Genomic DNA, 18,350 nt, shown 5'->3' on the forward strand with positions numbered 1-18,350 from the left:
TCAACCCTCCAAAACCGGCAAGATGCCAGATGAAACCGAGGCGTTCAGTGCGCCGGTCGCCACCAGCTCGGCGGCGGCGGCGAGGTCGTTGGCCATGTAGCGGTCGGTATCGAGGGTCGGAACCTTGCTGCGGATCGCGGTGATCGCCTTGGCGAGTTCCGGGCTTGTCGACAGCGGCGCGCGCAGTTCGACGCCTTGGGCGGCGGTCAGCGCCTCGATGCCGATGATGGCGAACAGGTTCTCGGTCATCCCGAGCAGGCGGCGGGCGCCGTGGCAGGCCATCGAGACATGGTCTTCCTGGTTGGCTGAGGTCGGGGTCGAATCGACCGAGGCCGGATGCGACATCTGCTTGTTCTCCGACATCAGCGCCGCCGAGGTGACCTCGGCGATCATCAGGCCGGAATTCAGGCCCGGCTTCTTGGCGAGGAAGGCCGGCAGGCCGTAGGAAAGGGTGGGATCGACCAGCAGGGCGATGCGGCGCTGCGAAATCGCGCCGATCTCGCAGACGGCAAGCGCGATCTGGTCGGCGGCAAAGGCGACGGGTTCGGCGTGGAAATTGCCGCCGGAGACGACGGAATTGTCCGACAGCACCAGCGGATTGTCTGTGACCGCATTGGCCTCGATCTCCAGCGTGCGGGCAACCGAGCGCAGCAGGTCAAGGCAGGCGCCATCGACCTGGGGTTGGCAACGGATGCAATAGGGATCCTGCACACGCTCGTCGCCCTCGATATGGCTCTGGCGGATGACGGATTGTTCGAGCAGGGCGCGAAGTGCTGATGCCGTGTCGATCTGGCCCTTGTGGCCGCGCAAGGTGTGAATATCCGGATGGAAGGGCGCCGAAGAGCCCATGGCGGCGTCGGTCGACATGGCGCCGGTGATCAGCGCCGACTGCGCGGCGCGGTGGGCGCGGAAGAGACCGGCAAGCGCCAAGGCCGTCGAGGTCTGGGTGCCGTTGATCAGCGCCAGGCCCTCCTTGGCGGCGAGCACTACCGGTTTGAGACCTGCCCTTTCGAGGGCTTCAGCGCCCGAAAGACGTTCGCCGGCGAAGAAGGCTTCGGCTTCGCCCATCATCACCGCGGCCATATGGGCGAGCGGTGCAAGATCGCCGGAGGCGCCGACCGAGCCTTTTTCCGGGATCAGCGGAATGACACCCTTTTCCAGCATGCCCTCGATCAGCCGCACCAGCTCCAGCCGTACGCCGGAGGCGCCGCGCCCGAGCGAGACCAGTTTCAGCGCCATGATCAACCGGACGATATTTTCAGGCAGCGGCGCGCCGACGCCACAGCAATGCGACAGGATGAGATTGCGCTGCAAGGTTGCGACGTCGGCGCTGTCGATCTTGATCGAGGCGAGTTTGCCGAAGCCGGTATTGATGCCGTAGACCGGCGCATTGCCGGCGGCGATCTCGGCGATCCGGGCGGCGGCCTTGGCGATGCCGGCATCGAAGGCGGGATCGAGCCTTGCCGGCTCGCCGGTCCAATAGATGATTTCCAAATCCCTGAGGGAAACGGAGCCCGGGTGGAGCGTGATGGTCATCGACCGTTCCTTTCGCCCTTGAAGACGCGTGTGTGAAGCGGGTTGAAGCCGATGCGGTAGACGAGCTCGGCGAGGCTCTCAATATTCCAGACGGCAAAATCGGCTGATTTGCCGGGCTCGAGCGTTCCGGTCTCGCCGATGAGGCCGAGCGCGCGCGCACCTTCGCGAGTGGCGCCGGCGATGCATTCTTCGACGGTGAGGCCGAAAAGCGTCGCCGACATGTTCATGGTCAGCAGCATCGAGGTGAGCGGCGAGGTGCCGGGATTGCAATCGGTGGCAATCGCAATCGGCACGCCGGCCTGGCGTAGCGCCTCCACCGGTGGCTTCTGCTTCTCGTGGATGGCGTAGAAGGCGCCGGGCAGAAGCACGGCCACGGTGCCGGCAGCGGCCATCGCGGCAACACCTTCTTCGTCGAGATATTCCAGATGATCGGCCGAAAGCGCGCCATATGACGCGGCGAGCCGGGCGCCGCCGAGATTGGAAAGTTGCTCGGCATGCAGCTTGACCGGCAGGCCAAGCGCCTTCGCCTTGTCGAAGACGCGGGCGATCTCGGCTCTGGAAAAGGCAATGCCCTCGCAGAAGCCGTCGACCGCATCGGCAAGGCCGAGATTATACATGTCGTCGAGGCCGGGCAGCACGACATCATCGAGATAATCGCCGTTGCGGCCCTTGTATTCCACCGGCGTCGCATGGGCGCCGAGATAGCTGGTGGCGACGCGGACCGGTCTCAGATGGCCGAGCAGACGGGCGCTCTGTAACATCTTCACTTCGCCGGTCCGGTTCAGCCCGTAGCCGGATTTGATCTCGATCGTCGTCACGCCTTCGGCAAGCAGCGTATCGAGCCGCGGCAGCGCCGCGCTGACGAGTTCCTCGACCGACAGCGCATTGGTCGCTTTGACCGAGGAGACGATGCCACCGCCGGCACGCGCAATTTCCTCATAGGTGGCGCCTTGAAGGCGCATCTCGAACTCGCGGGCTCGGTTGCCGCCGTGGACGATATGGGTGTGGCAGTCTACGAGGCCGGGCGTGACCCAGCGGCCTTCGAGATCGACGATGTCGGAGCGTTCGATGGCGGAAGCCGGCAACTCGCTTTCGGCACCGGCAAAGGTGATGCGGCCGTTTTCGGTGAGCACGGCGCCCTTTTCGACGATACCGAGCCCGTCCTTTTCAGGCGCAAGCGTGGCCAGGCGCGCATTGCGCCACAGCACTGGCCGGACGTCTGGGGATGAGGCTTCCTCTGAAAAATTGTTCCCGGTCATCAGCTTTGCGCCTTTCCTTATGTCGAAACATGTATATACATAATAAGCAGGTGACAAGAGAAATTTTGCGCGCTTTTCTGGAAAAGAAAGAGCAGCGGCGCGGTAAGAGGAGAGGGACGGCCATGACCACACTTCACGCAGGCACGGCACTGACGCCGAAAGGCTGGCAGAAGGACGTGCGGCTGACGCTCGAAGCCGGTCGCATTGCCCGGGTCGAGATCGGGGTTTCGCCTCAGCCCGGCGATGAACGCCACGCTCTTATCGTTCCGGCCATGGGAAATCTGCACAGCCATGCCTTCCAGCGGGCGATGGCCGGCCTTGCCGAGGTACGCGGCCCGGCCAATGACAGCTTTTGGAGCTGGCGCACCGTCATGTACAAGTTCGCGCTGGCAATGACCCCTGAACATGTCGAGGCGGTCGCCGCCAAGCTCTATGCGGAAATGCTGGAGGCGGGCTTTTCCCGGGTCGGCGAATTCCATTATCTCCACCATGACAGGGATGGCGGCATTTACGCCAATATCGCCGAGCTTGCCGAACGCATTGGTGCTGCCAGCGAAGAGACCGGCCTCGGCCTGACCTTGCTGCCGGTCTTCTACGCTCATTCCGGCTTCGGCGGCGCTCAGCCGATCGACGGCCAGCGGCGTTTCATCAATTCGCTGGAAAGCTTCGAAAGGCTGATGGAGGGATGCCGGGCGGTAACCAGCCGGCTCGACGGCGCCGAACTCGGGCTGGCGCCGCACAGCCTGCGCGCCGCAACGCCTGAGGAATTGGCGAAGCTTGTGCCGATGGCGGGCGACGGCCCCATCCATATCCATGTCGCCGAGCAGGTCAAGGAGGTCGAGGATTGCATCGCCTGGTCGGGCGCGCGGCCGGTGGAATGGCTGCTCGATCATGCGCCTGTGGATGAGCGCTGGTGCTTGATCCACGCGACGCACATGACCGACGACGAAACGCGGCGGATGGCGAAAAGCGGGGCGATTGCCGGCCTCTGCCCGATCACCGAAGCCAATCTCGGCGACGGCGCCTTTGCCGCGCCACTCTTCCTCGAAGAGGGCGGGCGTTACGGCATCGGTTCGGATTCCAATGTGCTGATCTCGGTGCCGGAAGAACTGCGCCAGCTCGAATATTCGCAGCGCCTGGCTCTGCGCGCCCGCAATGTCGTTGCAGCACCCGGCGGATCGACGGCACTTTGCCTGTTCACCCAGGCGCTTGCCGGCGGCGGTGCCGCTTTGAAGGCGCCCGCAGGTCTTGTTGAAGGCCATCACGCCGATCTCGTTTCGCTCGATACTGCGGCCGTTTCCTATCTCTCCGGCGACCAGATTCTCGATCACTGGCTGTTTGCCGGCGGTATTTCCGTCGATTGCGTCTGGGCGCGCGGCCGCAAGCAGGTGGAGGGCGGGCGCCATCTCAAACGTGACGCCATCGACCGGCGTTTCCTGGCCGCGATGGGTGAATTGCTGGCTGCCTGAAAAAGCGCTTTTCATGAGCAAGCATTCGAATTAGAGCGGGGGATCAATCGGAACGTGGCGATGAATCAAAGCAGGGATCCCACCTTGCATCAGCGCATCCTTGGCGACATCGAGGGCCGTATCGTCTCGGGCGAATGGCCGCCGGGGCATCGCATTCCCTTCGAAGTGGATCTCGCCACCCAATATGACGTCTCGCGGATGACGGTGAACAAGGTGCTGACTCAGCTCGCCAAGGCCGGTCTCATCGAGCGCCGCAAGAAATCCGGCAGCTTCGTCACCCAGCCGCAGGCGCAATCGGCCGTCCTCGAAATCCACGACATCAAGGCCGAGGTGCAGTCGCTGAACCTGCCCTATTCCTATGCGGTTTCGAAGAAGACCAGCCGCAAGGCGAAGGTGGAAGACAGCCGCCGGCTGGAACTGCCGGTCGCCTCTTCGGTCGTCGAGGTGGTCTGCATCCACAATGCCGGCGCGCGGCCCTTCTGCCTGGAGGAGCGGTTGATCAGTCTGGCGACCGTACCGGAAGCCGCCGATGCCGATTTCCTGATGATGGCGCCGGGGCCCTGGTTGCTCAACCAGGTGCCGTGGAGCACGGCCGAACACCGGATCCACGCCGTCTCGGCCAATGCCGAAGTGGCCGCGGTCCTCGACATCGCGCGCAATACCGCCTGTCTCGTCGTCGAACGCCGCACCTGGAGCGGCGCCGGCCCGGTGACGCATGTGCGCTTCACCTATCCGGGCGATCGTCACGCGCTGGTGGCGCGTTTCACCCCGGCATCACAGTAATTCCATGTTCCATATACAACATGGCGAGTGTTCTCATTCCTCGAACATCTTGCCGCTGCGCGCTTCGAGCCGGTAGCGATAGCCCGGATAGACAAGGCGGGCGGTCGACACCACCTGCTTTGCCGACCATGTGCGTCGACGGATCGTCAAGCACGGTTCGGTCTTCAGGATGGTCAGGAGCTTGCATTCCCAGGCCTGCGGCATCGCCGCCTCGACGACGTGCTCGGAGCCGCTAAGCGGGGCTGCGGCGGTCAGATAGGCATTCGGCGTCAGCGTCGTGAAATCCTGGCCGAGATATTCGGGAGCAGCCTCCGGATGGACGAAACGGTCCTCGATCTGCACCGGAACGCCGTTTTCGCTGTGGACGATCAGCGAGTGGAAGACCGCCGCGCCGATCGCAAGCTCCAATGCGTCGGCGATCTCCGGAGAGGCTGTTTCCTGGGCGAGAACGATGACCGAAGCCTCGTGGACATGGCCGCGTTCGGCGATTTCCTCGGCGATGTTGCGCACCTCGAACAGCGCCGAATAGCCCTTGCGCTCGGCGACGAAGGAACCGACCCCCTGGATGCGGACGAGTTCGCCTTCATTGGCAAGTTCGCGCAGCGCCCGGTTGGCGGTCATCTTGCTGACGCCGAGCTCGACCACCAGCTCGTTTTCCGATGGCACCCGGTATTTCGGCGGCCATTCGCCGCTGTGGATGCGGTCGAGGATCACCTGCTTGACGCCGGCATAAAGCGGCGTGCTATCATTTTCCGCCAACTCGCGCTTCATCTCGCCGGAACGCTTCATTGCCTATTCCTTTTGCACGAATGGAATTCGCCACCTAAATCGACTTTCCTCTTGCATATCACAAAATATCTCATATGGTACCATATACAACCTCCCAATCGGTCCGAAACATTAAAAGGACAGGAAAGGGCAAGCCGACGAAGATCGGCCGTGGTGCCGCAAGGTCTGTTTCAACTCCAGAGGAGAATTCATCAATGAAATTCAGCGCAATCCTATTTTGCGGCGTGGCGGCTTTTTCCGCCTTCGCTGCGCCCGCCTTTTCCAAGGACTGGACGAAGGCGACCATCACGCTTGAAGGCGCCTATGCGCCGTGGAACCTCACCAATGCCGACGGCACGCTCGGGGGCTTCGAGCCGGAGCTTGCCAAAGTGCTCTGCGAACGCGCCAAGATCGAATGCACGCTGGTCGCTTCCGACTGGGACGGTATGATCCCGGCGCTCAATGCCGGTAAGTTCGACGTCATCATGGATGCGCTGTCGATCACCGAAGAGCGCAAGCAGGTCATCGACTTCACCATTCCCTATGCTGCCACACCTGCCGCATTCGCCACCGCCAAGGACAGCCCGCTGGCCAAGGCTGCCGGCACCGGCGCCACGATCAAGATGACGCCCGGCCAGACTGGCGTGAAGGAGATCGATGCGCTGAAGGCCGCTTTCAAGGGCAAGACGATCGGCATTCAGGCGGCGACCGTCTACGCCAAGTTCGTCTATGACAATTTCGGCGACATTGCCGAGATCCGCGAATACAAGACCGGCGCCGACCGTGATCTCGACCTGCAGAACGGCCGCATCGACCTCGGCTTTGACGACGCCGTCTATTTCGCCAACGCCTTCCAGAGCGCCAATGGCGCACTCGACTTCACCGGTCCGGAGATCGTCGGTTCGATCTGGGGCGAGGGCGAAGGCCTCGGCGTCCGCAAGGCTGACACCGACCTACGCGACAAGTTCAGCGAGGCGATCAAGTCCGCGCTCGCCGACGGCACCGTCAAGAACCTCTCGATGAAGTGGTTCAAGGTCGACGTCAGCCCGCAGCAATAAGCGTTTCGGCCTTGCGGCCGCAAACGCCTGTCTCCGGCTTTATCGCCGGAGACAGCATGCTATTGTCAATCCGCAAAACACTGCCACGGACGGGGAACGGACGCTATGGCAAGCTTGGAACTGCTCGGCTTCGGCTCGACCGGATGGGGCGCGTTGCTCATTGCCGCTACCTTGATGACGCTGGCTGTCACGGCGACGGCGCTGGCAATCGGCGCGGTACTGGGCGCAATCGTCGCGGCGGCGAAACTCTCCAGCAATCTTGCCCTCGTCACCCTCGGCAACATCTATACGACCGTGTTTCGCGGCGTGCCCGAGCTGCTGATCATCTATCTCATCTATTTCGGCGGCTCCTCGGCCGTCACCTCGATCGGCAAGGCGATGGGTTACGAGGGTTTCCTCGGCCTGCCCTCCTTCATCGCTGGCGCGCTTGCCGTCGGCATCATCTCCGGCTCCTATCAGGCGGAGGTGTTTCGCGGCGCTTTCCACGCCATTTCCAAAGGCGAACTTGAGGCGGCCTCGGCAATCGGCATGCATCGCGGCATGCGGCTGCGCCGTATCATCATGCCGCAGGTGTTTCGCCTCGCCATTCCCGGCCTCGGCAATGTCTGGCAGCTCAGCCTCAAGGATTCCGCACTGATTTCCGTCACCGGCCTTGCCGAACTGATGCGCACCAGCCAGGTCGCGGCGGGCTCGACCCGGCAATATTTCCTGTTCTTCATCGCCGGCGGCTGCCTCTATCTGATCCTGACCAGCCTTTCCGACCGGATCTTCAACGGTGCGGAACGCCGCGCCAACCGCAGCATGCCGGCAGCCGCCATGGGCCAGACGTAAGGAGGCGATGATGGATTTCACCTTTCTAGCTTCGACCATGGTCACCCTGCTCAAGGCGGTGCCGACGACGCTGATCCTGTTTTCGCTGTCGATCTTCTTTGGCGGCCTGCTGGCGCTCGTCATCGTCTCGATGCGGGTCAGCGGCAACCCGCTGCTTTCGGGGTTCGCCAAGGGTTATATCTTCATCTTCCGCGGCTCGCCGCTGCTGATCCAGATGTTCCTGGTGTTTTACGGCCTCGGCCAGTTCGGCGTCATCCGCTATTCCTTCCTGTGGCCGTTCCTGCGCGAGCCGATGGTCTGCGCCGTGCTGTCGCTGGCGCTCTGCACCGCCGGCTACACGGCGGAGATTTTTCGCGGCGGCATCCGCGCCGTTTCGCCGAAGGAGATCGAGGCGGCCCGCTCGATCGGCATGTCCGGCCCCCTGCTGGTGCGCCGCATCCTGGCGCCGATTGCCTTCCGCCATGCGCTGCCGGCCTATTCCACCGAGATCGTGCTGATGATGAAGTCGACGGCGCTCGCAAGCCTCGTCACCGTCTGGGAGGTCACCGGTGTGGCCCAGCGGCTGATCTCGCAGACCTACCGGACGATGGAGGTCTTTCTCTGCGCGGCGATCATCTATCTCGTTTTGAACTTCATCATCCTGCAGGGCATGGCCCTGCTCGAATATTCGCTGTCCCGACACCGCCGCGCGGCCCCGCAGGCGCTGAAGGCCTAGGCCGAACTTGAACCGATTGGAGCAATCATGCCAGGCGTTACCCGACTTTCGGTCCGCAATATCCGCAAGAGCTTCGGCACGCACGAGGTGCTGCGCGGCATTTCCCTCGATGCCGAGGACGGCGATGTGATTTCGCTGCTCGGCGCCTCAGGCTCCGGCAAATCGACCTTTCTGCGCTGCATCAACATGCTCGAAACCGCAAGCGATGGCGAGATCTGGGTCGATGGCGAGCACATCGAGATGGTGCACAAAAACGGGCGCAGCAAACCGGCGAGCCAGAAGCAGGTGGACCACATCCGCTCCGAACTCGGCATGGTGTTCCAGTCCTTCAATCTCTGGTCGCACATGACGATCCTGCAGAACGTCATCGAAGGGCCGATCCATGTGCTCAAACGACCGCGTGCCGACTGCATCGCCGAGGCCGAAGCGCTGCTCGAAAAGGTCGGCATCGCCGATAAACGCCACGCCTATCCCGCCCATCTCTCCGGCGGTCAGCAGCAGCGCGCCGCGATCGCCCGCGCGCTGGCGATGAAGCCGAAGGTGATGCTGTTCGACGAGCCGACCTCTGCCCTTGATCCGGAACTCGTCGGCGAGGTGCTGCGTGTCATGCGCGCGCTTGCCGAGGAGGGCATGACCATGCTCGTGGTCACCCATGAGATGAGCTTCGCCCGCAATGTTTCCAACCGCGTCGTCTTCATGCGCGAGGGGCTGGTCGAAAGCAGCGGCAAGCCGGAGGACATGTTCACCGGCGGCGCCACACCCGCCTTCCGCCAGTTCATCGGCCATTTCGGAAGCGGTCAATGACCAAAACCATCGAGACCCTGCTGACCTGGCGCGATGTCGCCCGTGTCGGGGCAGGGGAGGCGCTGGCGCTGTCGCCCGCCGCCTGGGCGCGTGTCGAGCAGGCAAGCCGCATCGTCGCCAGCATCGTCGAGACCGGCGTGCGTGCCTACGGCGTCAACACCGGCGTCGGGGCGCTGGCCGATACGGTGGTCGATCGGGCCTCGCAGAGCCTGTTGTCGCGCAGCATCGTGCTCAGCCATGCGTGTGGCGTCGGGCCGTTGCTGGGCGGTCGCGAAGTGCGCGCCATCATCGCCGCTCAGATTGCCAATTTCGCCCACGGCCATTCCGGCGTACGGCGCGGGGTCGTCGAGCATCTTACAGCCATGCTGGAGCATGACTGCATCCCCGACGTGCCGTCCAAGGGTTCCGCCGGCTATCTCGTCCACAATGCCCATATTGCGCTTGTTCTGATCGGCGAAGGCAGCGCCACGCTTGCCGGCCGGCGCATGAGCGGCCGCGAGGCGCTGGCGGTGATCGGCCTCAAACCGCTGGTGCTCGGTGCCAAGGAGGGTCTGAGCCTCGTCAACGGCACAGCCTGCGCTACGGGGCTGACCGCCACAGCACTTTCTCGCGCCGAACGGCTGCTCGACTGGGCCGATGCCATCGCCGCGCTGACGCTGGAGGCGGCAGGCTGCCAGATCGCCGCCTTCGACGAGGCGGTGCTGGCGCTGCGCCCATCGGCGGGGATGGAAAAGGTGGGCGCGACGCTGCGGGCCCGGCTTCTCGGCAGCGGCCTTGTCGCCGCCGCCTTCGGCCGACGCACCCAGGATGCGCTCAGCCTTCGTTCGGTGCCGCATGCCCACGGCGCCGCCCGCGACGTCTTCGACAATTCCGCCCGTATCGTCGATCAGGAACTCGCCTCGGTGACGGACAATCCTGCCGTCTCCGGTACGCCGGAACATCCGATCGTCTCTTCCGAGGCGCATGCGGTCGCTCCGGCGCTCGGCCAGGCGGCCGATAGCCTCGCTATTGCGCTGGCGCAGATCGGCGCGATCAGCGAACGGCGCATGGACCGGCTGGTCAATCCGCTGGTGAGCGGCCTGCCGCCGTTTTTGGCGAGTGACGCCGGCAGCCATTCCGGCTTCATGATCGCGCAATATACCGCAGCCGCACTCAGCAACGACAACCGCCGGCTTGCCGCCCCCGCGGCCATGGACGGCGGCCTCACCTCCGGCCTGCAGGAGGATTTCCTCGCCCATCCGACAGCTGCCGCCGGCAAGCTGCTCACGGTCATCGACAATGCCGAATATATCCTGGCGATCGAGCTGATGGCCGCTGCCCAGGCGCATGATTTCCTGACTGCGACGGCGCCGCGGGCGGCGGGCACGGATCTGGTTTACCAAGTCGTGCGCCAGCGTATCTCCCATTATGGCGACGAACGGCCGCTCAACGGCGATATCGAGGCCGTGCGCAACCTGATCCGCGAGACGGTGCCGCCGCCGATCGGCTGAACCGGGAAGATTGTCAGAACGGCTTGCTGGTTGCCGAATCCTGCTTGGCCTTTTCGCCGGCGCCGAGCCGCTTGAGGCACTGGGCGAAGGTGGGGTAGAGCTGATCCACCCGCGAGAGCGGCAGCGTCCAGTCGCCTTCGTCGCCGGCAAAGGTCAGCTGCACGTCAGGAGTTCCGGCAAAGGAATTCTTGATGATCTTCTTCAGTCCGCCGCTTCCTTTGCTGGCCGGTGGCCAGAGGCGAAGCGTGGTCTTGTCGAAGAATTCGGCGGCGACCACTTTCGTCATCGAACGATCGGTCAGCGTCACCTCGGTCGTGGTGCCGGCCGGAATGTCCCAGGTGTCCTTGGTGACCAGCCAGAAGGTCTCGGTGGCGCTCTGGCGGAATTCCACGGTCTTGCCGAGCTCGCTGTTCCACAGCAGCCGGCAATAGGCAGGGCGCTCGCCGGCAAAGCCGACCGACCATTGTCTTGCGTCGCCCATCCATTCGGTCTCGCCCAAGGCGGCGACCGGCTGCAGGACGGCCGCCATCAGAACCATCGAGGTCAGAATTTTCATCGCCGAAACCATCTCCAGGACAATCGGCTCCAGCCATAGCAAAAGAAGGTTGAGCTTTTGCTACCGAGCCTTCCGCGAGGGGTGGTGGCGCCCACCGAAATGTCTCCGAATGCCGCACGGTCTTGATTTTGCGGCTGGCCTTGCCGATGTGGCGTAGATCGACATGAAGTTAAGGGAGCTCGACGGCAGGCATGAGTGAGGTTCAACGACGCGGATTTTTGGCGAGGCTCACCGCATATGAGCCGCTGACGCTGATCATGCTGGCATCAGTGGCCGGGGGACTGTTCGTGCTGCAGCGGCTGACGAGCGAGGTTCTCGAAGGCGAGACCTTCCGTTTCGATGAAACGATCCTGCTGGCGCTGAGGCGGCCGGGTGAGCTTGGCGTGCCGATCGGGCCTGGCTGGATGACGCATGCCGTCGCCGACATCACCAGCCTCGGCGGCGTCACTGTTCTCTCGCTGATGACGATCCTCGTCACAGTCTATCTTCTGCTCGACCGGCGCTGGCCGATCGCGATCTTCGTCTTCTCCTCGGTGCTGACCGGCTGGCTGGCGAGCACACTCTTGAAGATCCTCGTTGCGCGGCCGCGCCCCGACATCGTGCCACATCTCGCCGAGGTCAGCGATCTCAGCTTTCCCTCTGGCCACGCGATGGTCTCGGCGGTGACCTATCTGACGCTCGGGGCGCTGCTGGCCCGGACGCAGCGTTATCCCTCGACGCGGATTTTCGTCATGTTTGCCGGCGTCTTCCTGGCCGTCATCATCGGTCTGAGCCGGATCTATCTCGGCGTCCATTACCCGACGGATGTCCTCGCCGGATGGTGCGCCGGTGCGCTCTGGGCGCTCGGCTGCTGGCTGATCTCGAAACGGTTCATTCCGAGCCGCGCGCCCGATGATACCGCTGAAGCCGGAAATGGCGACAGGCGGTAGCACGGAGTGGCAGAGTGGCGCCGCGTGCTTGCGGCGCCACAAGCGCTTAGGTGCGTGGCTTCAGATTTTCCGGGTCATAGATCGGCTTGTACCCGACGCCGACAACCTCCACCGGATAAGTCTCGGCAAAATACTCGACACTCAGCTTGCGTCCGACCTGGCAATGCGACCAGGGCAAATAGGCCAAAGCGATGTTCTTTCCGACCGTTGGGCCGTAGGCGATCGAGGTCGTGTAGGACCGGCGGCCGAGCTCATCGACCAGGACCTCTCCGGTCGCGGGATCGACGACCGGCAGGTTGCCGAGGGGATAACGCTTCACGCCCGATTTGTCGGTATTCTCGGTCATCACAAGGGTGCAGAGCATGGCCGGCTGGTGTTCGCGCGCCTTGTATTCCAAATGTTTTGCCTTGCCGCGGAAATCGGCTTCCTTGACCTTCGGACGGGCGAGATCGGCTTCGATCAGGTTGTACTGGGTCAGGAGATCGGCGTTCTGCAGTCGCAGGCTCTTTTCCATGCGGCGCGAGTTGGCATAGGTCTCTACGCCGAAGGCCATCACACCGGTCGAGCGCAGCGCATCCCAGACGGCGAGGCCGTCTTCGTATTTCATGTGCAGTTCCCAGCCCTGCTCGCCGACATAGGAGATGCGGAAGGCGGTGACAGGCTTACCGGCGATTTCGATCGGCTTGATCGCTGCAAAGGCGAAGTTTTCCTGATCGAGCCCGGCCGGATCGGCCACGACCTTCTTCAGCGTGTCGCGCGCGTTCGGACCCCAGATGCCGATCGTCACGAATTTTTCCGAGACGTCTGTGATGGTCACGTCAAGGCCACGGTCTTCGGCGACACGCTTCATATAGTGCAGGTCGCGCGGGCCGGCATCGGCGCCGTTGACGAGACGGCAGCGGTCGGCCATGCGGAAGACGGTGAAGTCAGCGCGCACCATGCCTTCGTCGTCGAGGAAGTGGGTGTAAACGCCCTTGCCGATGTTTGCATCGCCGCCGACCTTGGCGGCGCACAGCCATTCCATCAGTTCGACATGGTCGGGTCCCTCGATATCGACCATGTGGAAGTGGCTGAGGTTGACGATGCCGCAATCCTCGCTCATCGCCAGATGCTCGGCATTCGACACGCGCCAGAAATGGCGGCTGTCCCATTCGTTCTCGCGAACCGGGACGCGGTCGGCGTATTTCTCCAGAAGGTGCTCGTTGGCGGCGTAGCCGTGGGCACGCTCCCAGCCGCCAAGTTCCATGAAGTAGCCACCAAGCTCCTTTTCGCGCTCGTGGAAGGGCGAGCGCTTGGCGTTGCGGGCGGAGGCATAGGGTTCGCGGGTGTGAACGGCCGGGAAATAGATCTTCTGGGCGGCTTCGAAGCACCGGCCCTCGATGAACTCTTCGGTCAACTGATGCGGATAGAAGCGGGCGTAGTCGATGCTGTTGTGATCGATTTCAGTACGGCCATCGGTCATCCAGTCGGCGATGAGCTTGCCATAGCCCGGGCCGTCCTTGACCCAGATGGCAACGCAATACCAGAGACCCCTGACCTTCTGGCTCTCGCCGCAGGATGCGCCGCCGCCGGCGGAAACCTGCAGCAGGCCGTTGAAGGAGTGACCTTCGTTATAGCCGAGTTCGCCGAGGATCGGCGTCAGTTCCATAGCGCGCTCGAGCGGCTCGATGATCTGTTCCATCTCGAGATCGCGCTGCGACGGCGAAAGGCGCGCTTCGTGTTTTTCGAGAATATCGCGCGGATGGCACATGCGCGGATTGGTGGCTTCGTAATAGCCCCACTCGATCTGACCGCCCTCGGTCGTCGCCGGGTCGCCGGTATCGCGCATATAGGCGGAGTTGCCCTGGTCGCGCAGCAACGGGAAGCCGATTTCCTTGCCGGTGCCTTCAAACTCGTTATAGGGACCGAAGAAGGTGAGCGGGTGGTCGACCGGCATGACCGGCAGGTCTTCGCCGACCATCTCCGCGATCAGGCGCCCCCAGAGGCCGGCGCAGACGATGACGTGGTCGGCCATGATCGTGCCGCGATGGGTGACGACGCCCTTGATGCGGCCGCCTTCGACGATCAGCGATTTCGCCGGCGTGTTGCCGAACACCTGCAGCTTGCCGGCCTTTTCGGCGGCATCGACGAGCTTGCCGGCAACGGTCTGCGAGCGCGGAATGACGAGGCCGGCATCCGGATCGTAAAGACCGCCCATCACCTGATCTTCCTCGATCAGCGGGAACTTCTCCTTGATCTCGGAAGGGCTGACATAATGGGCGCGGGTGCCGAAAGCGCGTGCCGAGGATAGCTTGCGCTTGATTTCTTCCATCCAGGCATGGTCGCCGGTGCGCGCCACTTCGAGGCCGCCGATGCGGGCGTAATGGCCCATCTTCTCGTAGAAATCGATCGAATATTGCGTGGTCCAGACCGACAGATAGTCGTGGCTCGTGGTGTAACAGAAGTCCGAGGCATGGGCTGTCGAGCCGATATCGGTCGGTATGCCCGACTTGTCGATGCCGACGATATCGTCCCATCCGCGCTCGACGAGATGATGCGCGATCGAGGCGCCGACGATACCGCCGAGGCCGATGATGACGACCTTTGCCTTTTCCGGAAATGCTGCCACGTGCTGTTCCTTCTACTTATCCGACGAATTAAAATTTAGCCGCGGTTGACTTACGCCTCGCGCGTGAAATGCAGGAGCCATGTCAGCCTCGTAAACGTGTCACATTTACCGAAGCTGCGGAACCCCAGACCTCTTCGCGTGGAAACTGCAACGGGGGTATTATGCCTCAGGCTCACGATCGTCATTGCTCCTACGCCGCCGAGTATCGGCGTGATTGCGTCAGCCCGGATCGAGCGGTCAGGCAATGACTGGCGACGATCTTATAAGGCGAGCCCTTGCAATTGGCGGACAGCCTACGGCGGCACCTGGAACAGATGACGGATTCGCGTCACCAGCGAGTTCATCGAGCCGCCGTTCAGCGTGGCGCCTTCGGTCGCCAGGGAGTGCTGGCTGGTCTCGATGCGGCGTGACAGGGTGGCGGCAAGCTCTTCGGCGATGCCGGGCCGATCGTGCAGGAGCGGCGTCAGGCTCGCTTGAGCGATTTCGTAGACCACGACGAAGGTGAGCGCGCGCAGGCTCGCCGCCTCGCCGATCCCGATCAGCAGTCCGCTTTCTCCGAAATAATCGCCCGGCGCCAGCCGGCCCAGTTCGATTTCTTTGCGGCCTTCCTGTCGTGTCGCGACGAGTGCGCCGCTGCGCACGATCATCAGCGATGCAACGGTATCGCCCTGTTCGATCAGGATGGAATCCTTCTTGTAGGTGCGCCGCGTCATCGAGGCTGCGAGCGTCTCCTTCTCGTCCTCGGTCAGCGAGGAAAACAGCGGGATGGCATCGAGGAGCTTGAGCGGCGTCGGCCGGTGCGGGTTTACCATCTCCTCTGACTGCACCTGGCCGGGTGGGCCGGCCGCATCGATCGGCCGCGCCAAAGTAAGGCCCGCGGCCTTGAGATGGCGGTAGATGAGGTCGAAGATCTCGTTCTTCGCCGGCCCCGCCTGGCCGATATCCCTGACGCGGAAGGAAAGCTCCACCTCCACCGCATCGGCATTCAGCGATTTGATCTGCACACCGGGTTTCGGTTCGCTCAGGATCGAACCGCTGCTCAGCAGCACGGTGCGCATGACCTCGGCGATCACCGACGGTCCGGTCGTCGGAACGACCCGCACCGTCAGCGACACCCCATGGCTGCGGTCGGGACTGCTGAGATTGGTCAGCCCGACTTTGGCGAGGAAGCTGTTGGGCAGCACTACCAGGTCGTTCGAGCCGTTCAGGAGATGGGTGGAGCGCCAATTGGTTTCGAGGACACGGCCTTCGACACCGTCGTTCAGTACGATCCAGTCGCCGATCGTATAAGGCCGGCCGAGATTAAGGGCGATGCCGGAAAAGACGTCGCTCAACGTGCTTTGCAACGCAAGGCCGAGGATGATGGCAAACACGCCGGACGTGGCGATCAGCGTGCCGACGGGAAAGCTGAAGACATAGGCGACCACCGAGAGGATGGCGCCGAGATAGATGAGGCCGATCACCAGATCCTGGACGAGGCGCCCCTCTCTCGGCTGGCGCTCGAAGATCAGGAAGACGCGGACGAAGGCGATCAGCGCCCAGGCGGCATTGATCCACCAGACCACTTTGGCAAGGGCGATGAAGACCCGTTCGAAGGTCGAATCCGGCGTCGGCCCGACTTCGTAGGGCACGATGTCGTGATAGAGCAGCAGGACGCTCAGCGCCGCGAAGAAGAACACCTGGCCCGCCAGCTTCCAGCTTGGGAAGGGGCGAAGCGCTACTCGGGTGACGATGGCGCCGACGACGGCCAGCGTTCCGGCCTGTACGACAGGATCGGCAAGTACCCCGGACCAGGTGAGATTATCTATCATCGACATCAACTCGCGAGGGAAGATCGCGCTTCGTAGGACCGGCGCATCCTGGCCTCCAATCTGACTGCGTTGACCTGCTGCTGATTGAGCGAGGCGCGCGCCTGCTCCACCTGCGCGGCGGCAAGCGCCTTCTCCTCTTTGCTGGAGCCGGCAACGGCCAGCCGCACATTGGCCTCGGCGGATTCCCGCTTGCGGATCGCCGCTTCGAGATTGCGGGCCGTTTGGTCGACCTGCGCCTGTGTCGAGGCTCCTGTGGCAATCAGCCTTGCCTGGCGCGTAGATTCTTCCTGATAGAGCGTGACATCGGCAGTCGCAGCGGCAAGCTCGGCATTCGCAGCATCGATCGTCTCAGGGCGTGTGCTGTTGACGCGGGTAAGATCCGCCTTGGAAACAGCAAGGGCGGCTTGAGCCATGTGCAGCGCCGCTGTCAGCTCCGGGCTTTCGAGCTCGGCGATCACCGTGCTGGCCTCGACATTATCGCCGACGTCGACATTGAGCTTGGCGATGCGGCCGGAGACACGCGGGCTGATGTCGACGCGGTTGGCGGAGACCTCCCCCTGGACGACCAGCGGCGGCGGGCGGGTCGCGAACCAGAGCAGAATGCCGAGAGCTGCAAGAACCGCTATAACAATGACCGGTCGGAGAATTTTGGTCGCTGTCATCGAATATTCCTTAAGAAAATTCCATACCGTCGCGACGTCTGCCCGGGCAGAGCGAGGAGCCTGAAAGCAACATTGCCGTTCACTCAATCGATGTCAAACCGTGATGCGGCAATAGACGGCGCCCTGCGCTTTTCGGGGCGATCGAACTTTCCGATGCCGGCATACATGCCGGTCGTGCAGAGCTCCATCAGCTTGGCGCTGTATGTAGATGCAGCGGAGAGGATCACGGCGCTGAAATTGCTTTGAGCCGGTCGATGTCCACGAGCACGATGTCGTCGGAAACAGGCTCGCGATTGTGCAGGCGGAACCATTCCACCGCTTCGCGCACACGGTCTCCGTGCGGCGATGGATAGGCGCCAAGTCCGAGAACCCATTCGCGCACGGTCTCGCGCTCCATCCGTCCGGCCCGGTATCGGTCGCTGACGGTTTTTGCCGAGGCGACGAGATCATTGATGCTTTTCACGAATTTTCCTTAATGGACAGACGGCTCGTCATCTTCGAGAAACGATCGAAGGCCGTCCCGCGCGACGACGGCCAGGAATTCGTCAAAAGCTTCCCGGTCGGTGGCAAATGGTTCGTCCCAACGGATCAGATCTTCCGACTGCGTGACGACTTCCATCGTCCAGTCTTCATTGCTGCCCGTTCGGAAGATATCGACGAGCACGGTGATCCCGTCATCGGTGAATTCTCCGGCCAGTTCCGAGTGTTCGAGCTTCTGCTTCTTTGTCATCATTCAGCCACCCGCACCAGGCGGTGCGTCGTTTTCGAGATATTCTTCATATTGAACCGTTTCGGTCTCGTTGGTGTCGATCGAATTTGCACGTTTTGCAAGTCGAACGCCGGCTCCTCCACCGTTTTCCGGGATGAAAACGACGCCGCCGCCTTCCAGGGCGTGCTTCATATCCTGGAGGGTTCGGTCATAGGGAGAGCGTTTGCCGGCCTCGAAATTGGCGATCGTCGCCTTGGCGACGTTTGCGGCTGACGAGAGATCGTCCTGCGACCAGGCCAAGAGGGCGCGGGCGGCGCGGCATTGAGCGGAAGATAGAGACATAATGATAACCCTACATCAAA

The 18,350-nt window shown here is 62.9% G+C and carries 17 protein-coding genes and 1 pseudogene; 8 read left to right on the plus strand and 10 right to left on the minus strand.

From position 1 onward, the window contains the following. Together hutH (HJB89_RS01850) and hutI are read right to left on the minus strand one after the other, a co-directional pair. Nucleotides 1-1,536 (minus strand): histidine ammonia-lyase, encoded by a 1,536-nt coding sequence (gene hutH, locus HJB89_RS01850; RefSeq protein WP_207585508.1) that lies wholly within the window; start codon nt 1,534-1,536, stop codon nt 1-3. Then, a complete protein-coding gene (gene hutI, locus HJB89_RS01855; RefSeq protein WP_221115633.1) occupies nt 1,533-2,795 on the minus strand; it encodes an imidazolonepropionase in 1,263 nt (420 codons plus the stop codon). The genes hutH (HJB89_RS01850) and hutI overlap by 4 nt, the downstream gene beginning before the upstream one ends. Nucleotides 2,796-2,917: 122 nt before the next feature. Here hutI and HJB89_RS01860 point away from each other — a divergent pair, with 122 nt between their 5' ends. Together HJB89_RS01860 and hutC (HJB89_RS01865) are read left to right on the plus strand one after the other, a co-directional pair. Beyond that, the gene (locus HJB89_RS01860) at nt 2,918-4,264 is read left to right on the plus strand and encodes a formimidoylglutamate deiminase (protein WP_207585510.1); all 1,347 of its coding nucleotides are present in this window, start codon (nt 2,918-2,920) and stop codon (nt 4,262-4,264) included. A 60-nt stretch (nt 4,265-4,324) separates the two neighbouring features. Beyond that, nucleotides 4,325-5,047, plus strand: a complete 723-nt coding sequence (gene hutC / locus HJB89_RS01865; protein ID WP_207585511.1) for a histidine utilization repressor — start codon at nt 4,325-4,327, stop codon at nt 5,045-5,047. A gap of 33 nt (nt 5,048-5,080) precedes the next feature. On the opposite strand, the gene hutC (HJB89_RS01870) is transcribed toward hutC (HJB89_RS01865), so the two are convergent. Beyond that, nucleotides 5,081-5,836 carry a histidine utilization repressor gene (hutC, locus tag HJB89_RS01870; protein WP_207585512.1) on the minus strand — a complete coding sequence of 252 codons (756 nt, stop codon included), beginning with the start codon at nt 5,834-5,836 and terminating at the stop codon, nt 5,081-5,083. 194 nt (nt 5,837-6,030) lie between these two features. On the opposite strand from hutC (HJB89_RS01870), the gene HJB89_RS01875 reads away from it, so the two are divergent. From HJB89_RS01875 to hutH (HJB89_RS01895), 5 genes are all read left to right on the plus strand, one after another. Continuing rightward, entirely contained in the window at nt 6,031-6,873 is an 843-nt protein-coding gene (locus HJB89_RS01875; RefSeq protein ID WP_207585513.1) for a transporter substrate-binding domain-containing protein, read from the plus strand. Between the two features lie 105 nt (nt 6,874-6,978). Beyond that, nucleotides 6,979-7,704: an ABC transporter permease gene (locus HJB89_RS01880; RefSeq protein ID WP_207585514.1), complete on the plus strand. Its 726-nt coding sequence runs from the start codon at nt 6,979-6,981 to the stop codon at nt 7,702-7,704. Between the two features lie 10 nt (nt 7,705-7,714). After that, nucleotides 7,715-8,419 (plus strand): ABC transporter permease, encoded by a 705-nt coding sequence (locus tag HJB89_RS01885; RefSeq protein WP_207585515.1) that lies wholly within the window; start codon nt 7,715-7,717, stop codon nt 8,417-8,419. Nucleotides 8,420-8,446: 27 nt separating this feature from the next. After that, a complete protein-coding gene (locus HJB89_RS01890; RefSeq protein WP_221148791.1) occupies nt 8,447-9,223 on the plus strand; it encodes an ABC transporter ATP-binding protein in 777 nt (258 codons plus the stop codon). After that, on the plus strand, nt 9,220-10,713 hold the full coding sequence (gene hutH, locus HJB89_RS01895; protein ID WP_221148793.1) for a histidine ammonia-lyase: 1,494 nt from the start codon (nt 9,220-9,222) through the stop codon (nt 10,711-10,713). Before HJB89_RS01890 ends, hutH (HJB89_RS01895) begins: the two co-directional genes overlap by 4 nt. 13 nt (nt 10,714-10,726) lie before the next feature. On the opposite strand, the gene HJB89_RS01900 is transcribed toward hutH (HJB89_RS01895), so the two are convergent. Next, on the minus strand, nt 10,727-11,269 hold the full coding sequence (locus HJB89_RS01900; RefSeq protein WP_207585518.1) for a hypothetical protein: 543 nt from the start codon (nt 11,267-11,269) through the stop codon (nt 10,727-10,729). A 191-nt stretch (nt 11,270-11,460) separates the two neighbouring features. Here HJB89_RS01900 and HJB89_RS01905 point away from each other — a divergent pair, with 191 nt between their 5' ends. Continuing rightward, nucleotides 11,461-12,198: a phosphatase PAP2 family protein gene (locus tag HJB89_RS01905; RefSeq protein WP_207585519.1), complete on the plus strand. Its 738-nt coding sequence runs from the start codon at nt 11,461-11,463 to the stop codon at nt 12,196-12,198. Between the two features lie 46 nt (nt 12,199-12,244). Here HJB89_RS01905 and HJB89_RS01910 read toward each other — a convergent pair whose 3' ends face one another. The 6 genes and pseudogenes from HJB89_RS01910 to HJB89_RS01940 all read right to left on the minus strand — a co-directional run bounded on the left by HJB89_RS01910 (nt 12,245) and on the right by HJB89_RS01940 (nt 18,330). Further along, nucleotides 12,245-14,806, minus strand: coding sequence for an FAD-dependent oxidoreductase (locus tag HJB89_RS01910; RefSeq protein ID WP_207585520.1), 2,562 nt, complete (start codon nt 14,804-14,806; stop codon nt 12,245-12,247). Between the two features lie 293 nt (nt 14,807-15,099). Further along, nucleotides 15,100-16,617, minus strand: coding sequence for a mechanosensitive ion channel family protein (locus HJB89_RS01920; protein ID WP_207585522.1), 1,518 nt, complete (start codon nt 16,615-16,617; stop codon nt 15,100-15,102). A gap of 56 nt (nt 16,618-16,673) precedes the next feature. After that, nucleotides 16,674-17,279 (minus strand): annotated as a pseudogene (locus tag HJB89_RS01925) (HlyD family secretion protein); the annotation flags it as partial. A gap of 223 nt (nt 17,280-17,502) precedes the next feature. Beyond that, on the minus strand, nt 17,503-17,742 hold the full coding sequence (locus HJB89_RS01930) for a hypothetical protein (RefSeq protein WP_164012659.1): 240 nt from the start codon (nt 17,740-17,742) through the stop codon (nt 17,503-17,505). Nucleotides 17,743-17,751: 9 nt separating this feature from the next. Continuing rightward, nucleotides 17,752-18,009, minus strand: a complete 258-nt coding sequence (locus HJB89_RS01935) for a hypothetical protein (protein WP_221149013.1) — start codon at nt 18,007-18,009, stop codon at nt 17,752-17,754. Nucleotides 18,010-18,012: 3 nt separating this feature from the next. Beyond that, the gene (locus HJB89_RS01940) at nt 18,013-18,330 is read right to left on the minus strand and encodes a helix-turn-helix transcriptional regulator (protein ID WP_207585525.1); all 318 of its coding nucleotides are present in this window, start codon (nt 18,328-18,330) and stop codon (nt 18,013-18,015) included. Between the last annotated feature and the right edge of the window lie 20 nt (nt 18,331-18,350).

This window comes from Rhizobium sp. NZLR8 (assembly GCF_019685025.1).
In the GTDB taxonomy this organism is placed as follows: Bacteria; Pseudomonadota; Alphaproteobacteria; order Rhizobiales; family Rhizobiaceae; genus Rhizobium.

What these genes read in the sequence shown, in the direction of transcription:
- hutH (WP_207585508.1), bottom strand. Translation starts at nt 1,536, where the DNA reads ATGACCATCACGCTCCACCCGGGCTCCGTTTCCCTCAGGGATTTGGAA.
- hutI (WP_221115633.1), bottom strand. Translation starts at nt 2,795, where the DNA reads ATGACCGGGAACAATTTTTCAGAGGAAGCCTCATCCCCAGACGTCCGG.
- HJB89_RS01860 (WP_207585510.1), top strand. Translation starts at nt 2,918, where the DNA reads ATGACCACACTTCACGCAGGCACGGCACTGACGCCGAAAGGCTGGCAG.
- hutC (WP_207585511.1), top strand. Translation starts at nt 4,325, where the DNA reads ATGAATCAAAGCAGGGATCCCACCTTGCATCAGCGCATCCTTGGCGAC.
- hutC (WP_207585512.1), bottom strand. Translation starts at nt 5,836, where the DNA reads ATGAAGCGTTCCGGCGAGATGAAGCGCGAGTTGGCGGAAAATGATAGC.
- HJB89_RS01875 (WP_207585513.1), top strand. Translation starts at nt 6,031, where the DNA reads ATGAAATTCAGCGCAATCCTATTTTGCGGCGTGGCGGCTTTTTCCGCC.
- HJB89_RS01880 (WP_207585514.1), top strand. Translation starts at nt 6,979, where the DNA reads ATGGCAAGCTTGGAACTGCTCGGCTTCGGCTCGACCGGATGGGGCGCG.
- HJB89_RS01885 (WP_207585515.1), top strand. Translation starts at nt 7,715, where the DNA reads ATGGATTTCACCTTTCTAGCTTCGACCATGGTCACCCTGCTCAAGGCG.
- HJB89_RS01890 (WP_221148791.1), top strand. Translation starts at nt 8,447, where the DNA reads ATGCCAGGCGTTACCCGACTTTCGGTCCGCAATATCCGCAAGAGCTTC.
- hutH (WP_221148793.1), top strand. Translation starts at nt 9,220, where the DNA reads ATGACCAAAACCATCGAGACCCTGCTGACCTGGCGCGATGTCGCCCGT.
- HJB89_RS01900 (WP_207585518.1), bottom strand. Translation starts at nt 11,269, where the DNA reads ATGAAAATTCTGACCTCGATGGTTCTGATGGCGGCCGTCCTGCAGCCG.
- HJB89_RS01905 (WP_207585519.1), top strand. Translation starts at nt 11,461, where the DNA reads ATGAGTGAGGTTCAACGACGCGGATTTTTGGCGAGGCTCACCGCATAT.
- HJB89_RS01920 (WP_207585522.1), bottom strand. Translation starts at nt 16,617, where the DNA reads ATGATAGATAATCTCACCTGGTCCGGGGTACTTGCCGATCCTGTCGTA.
- HJB89_RS01935 (WP_221149013.1), bottom strand. Translation starts at nt 18,009, where the DNA reads ATGACAAAGAAGCAGAAGCTCGAACACTCGGAACTGGCCGGAGAATTC.
- HJB89_RS01940 (WP_207585525.1), bottom strand. Translation starts at nt 18,330, where the DNA reads ATGTCTCTATCTTCCGCTCAATGCCGCGCCGCCCGCGCCCTCTTGGCC.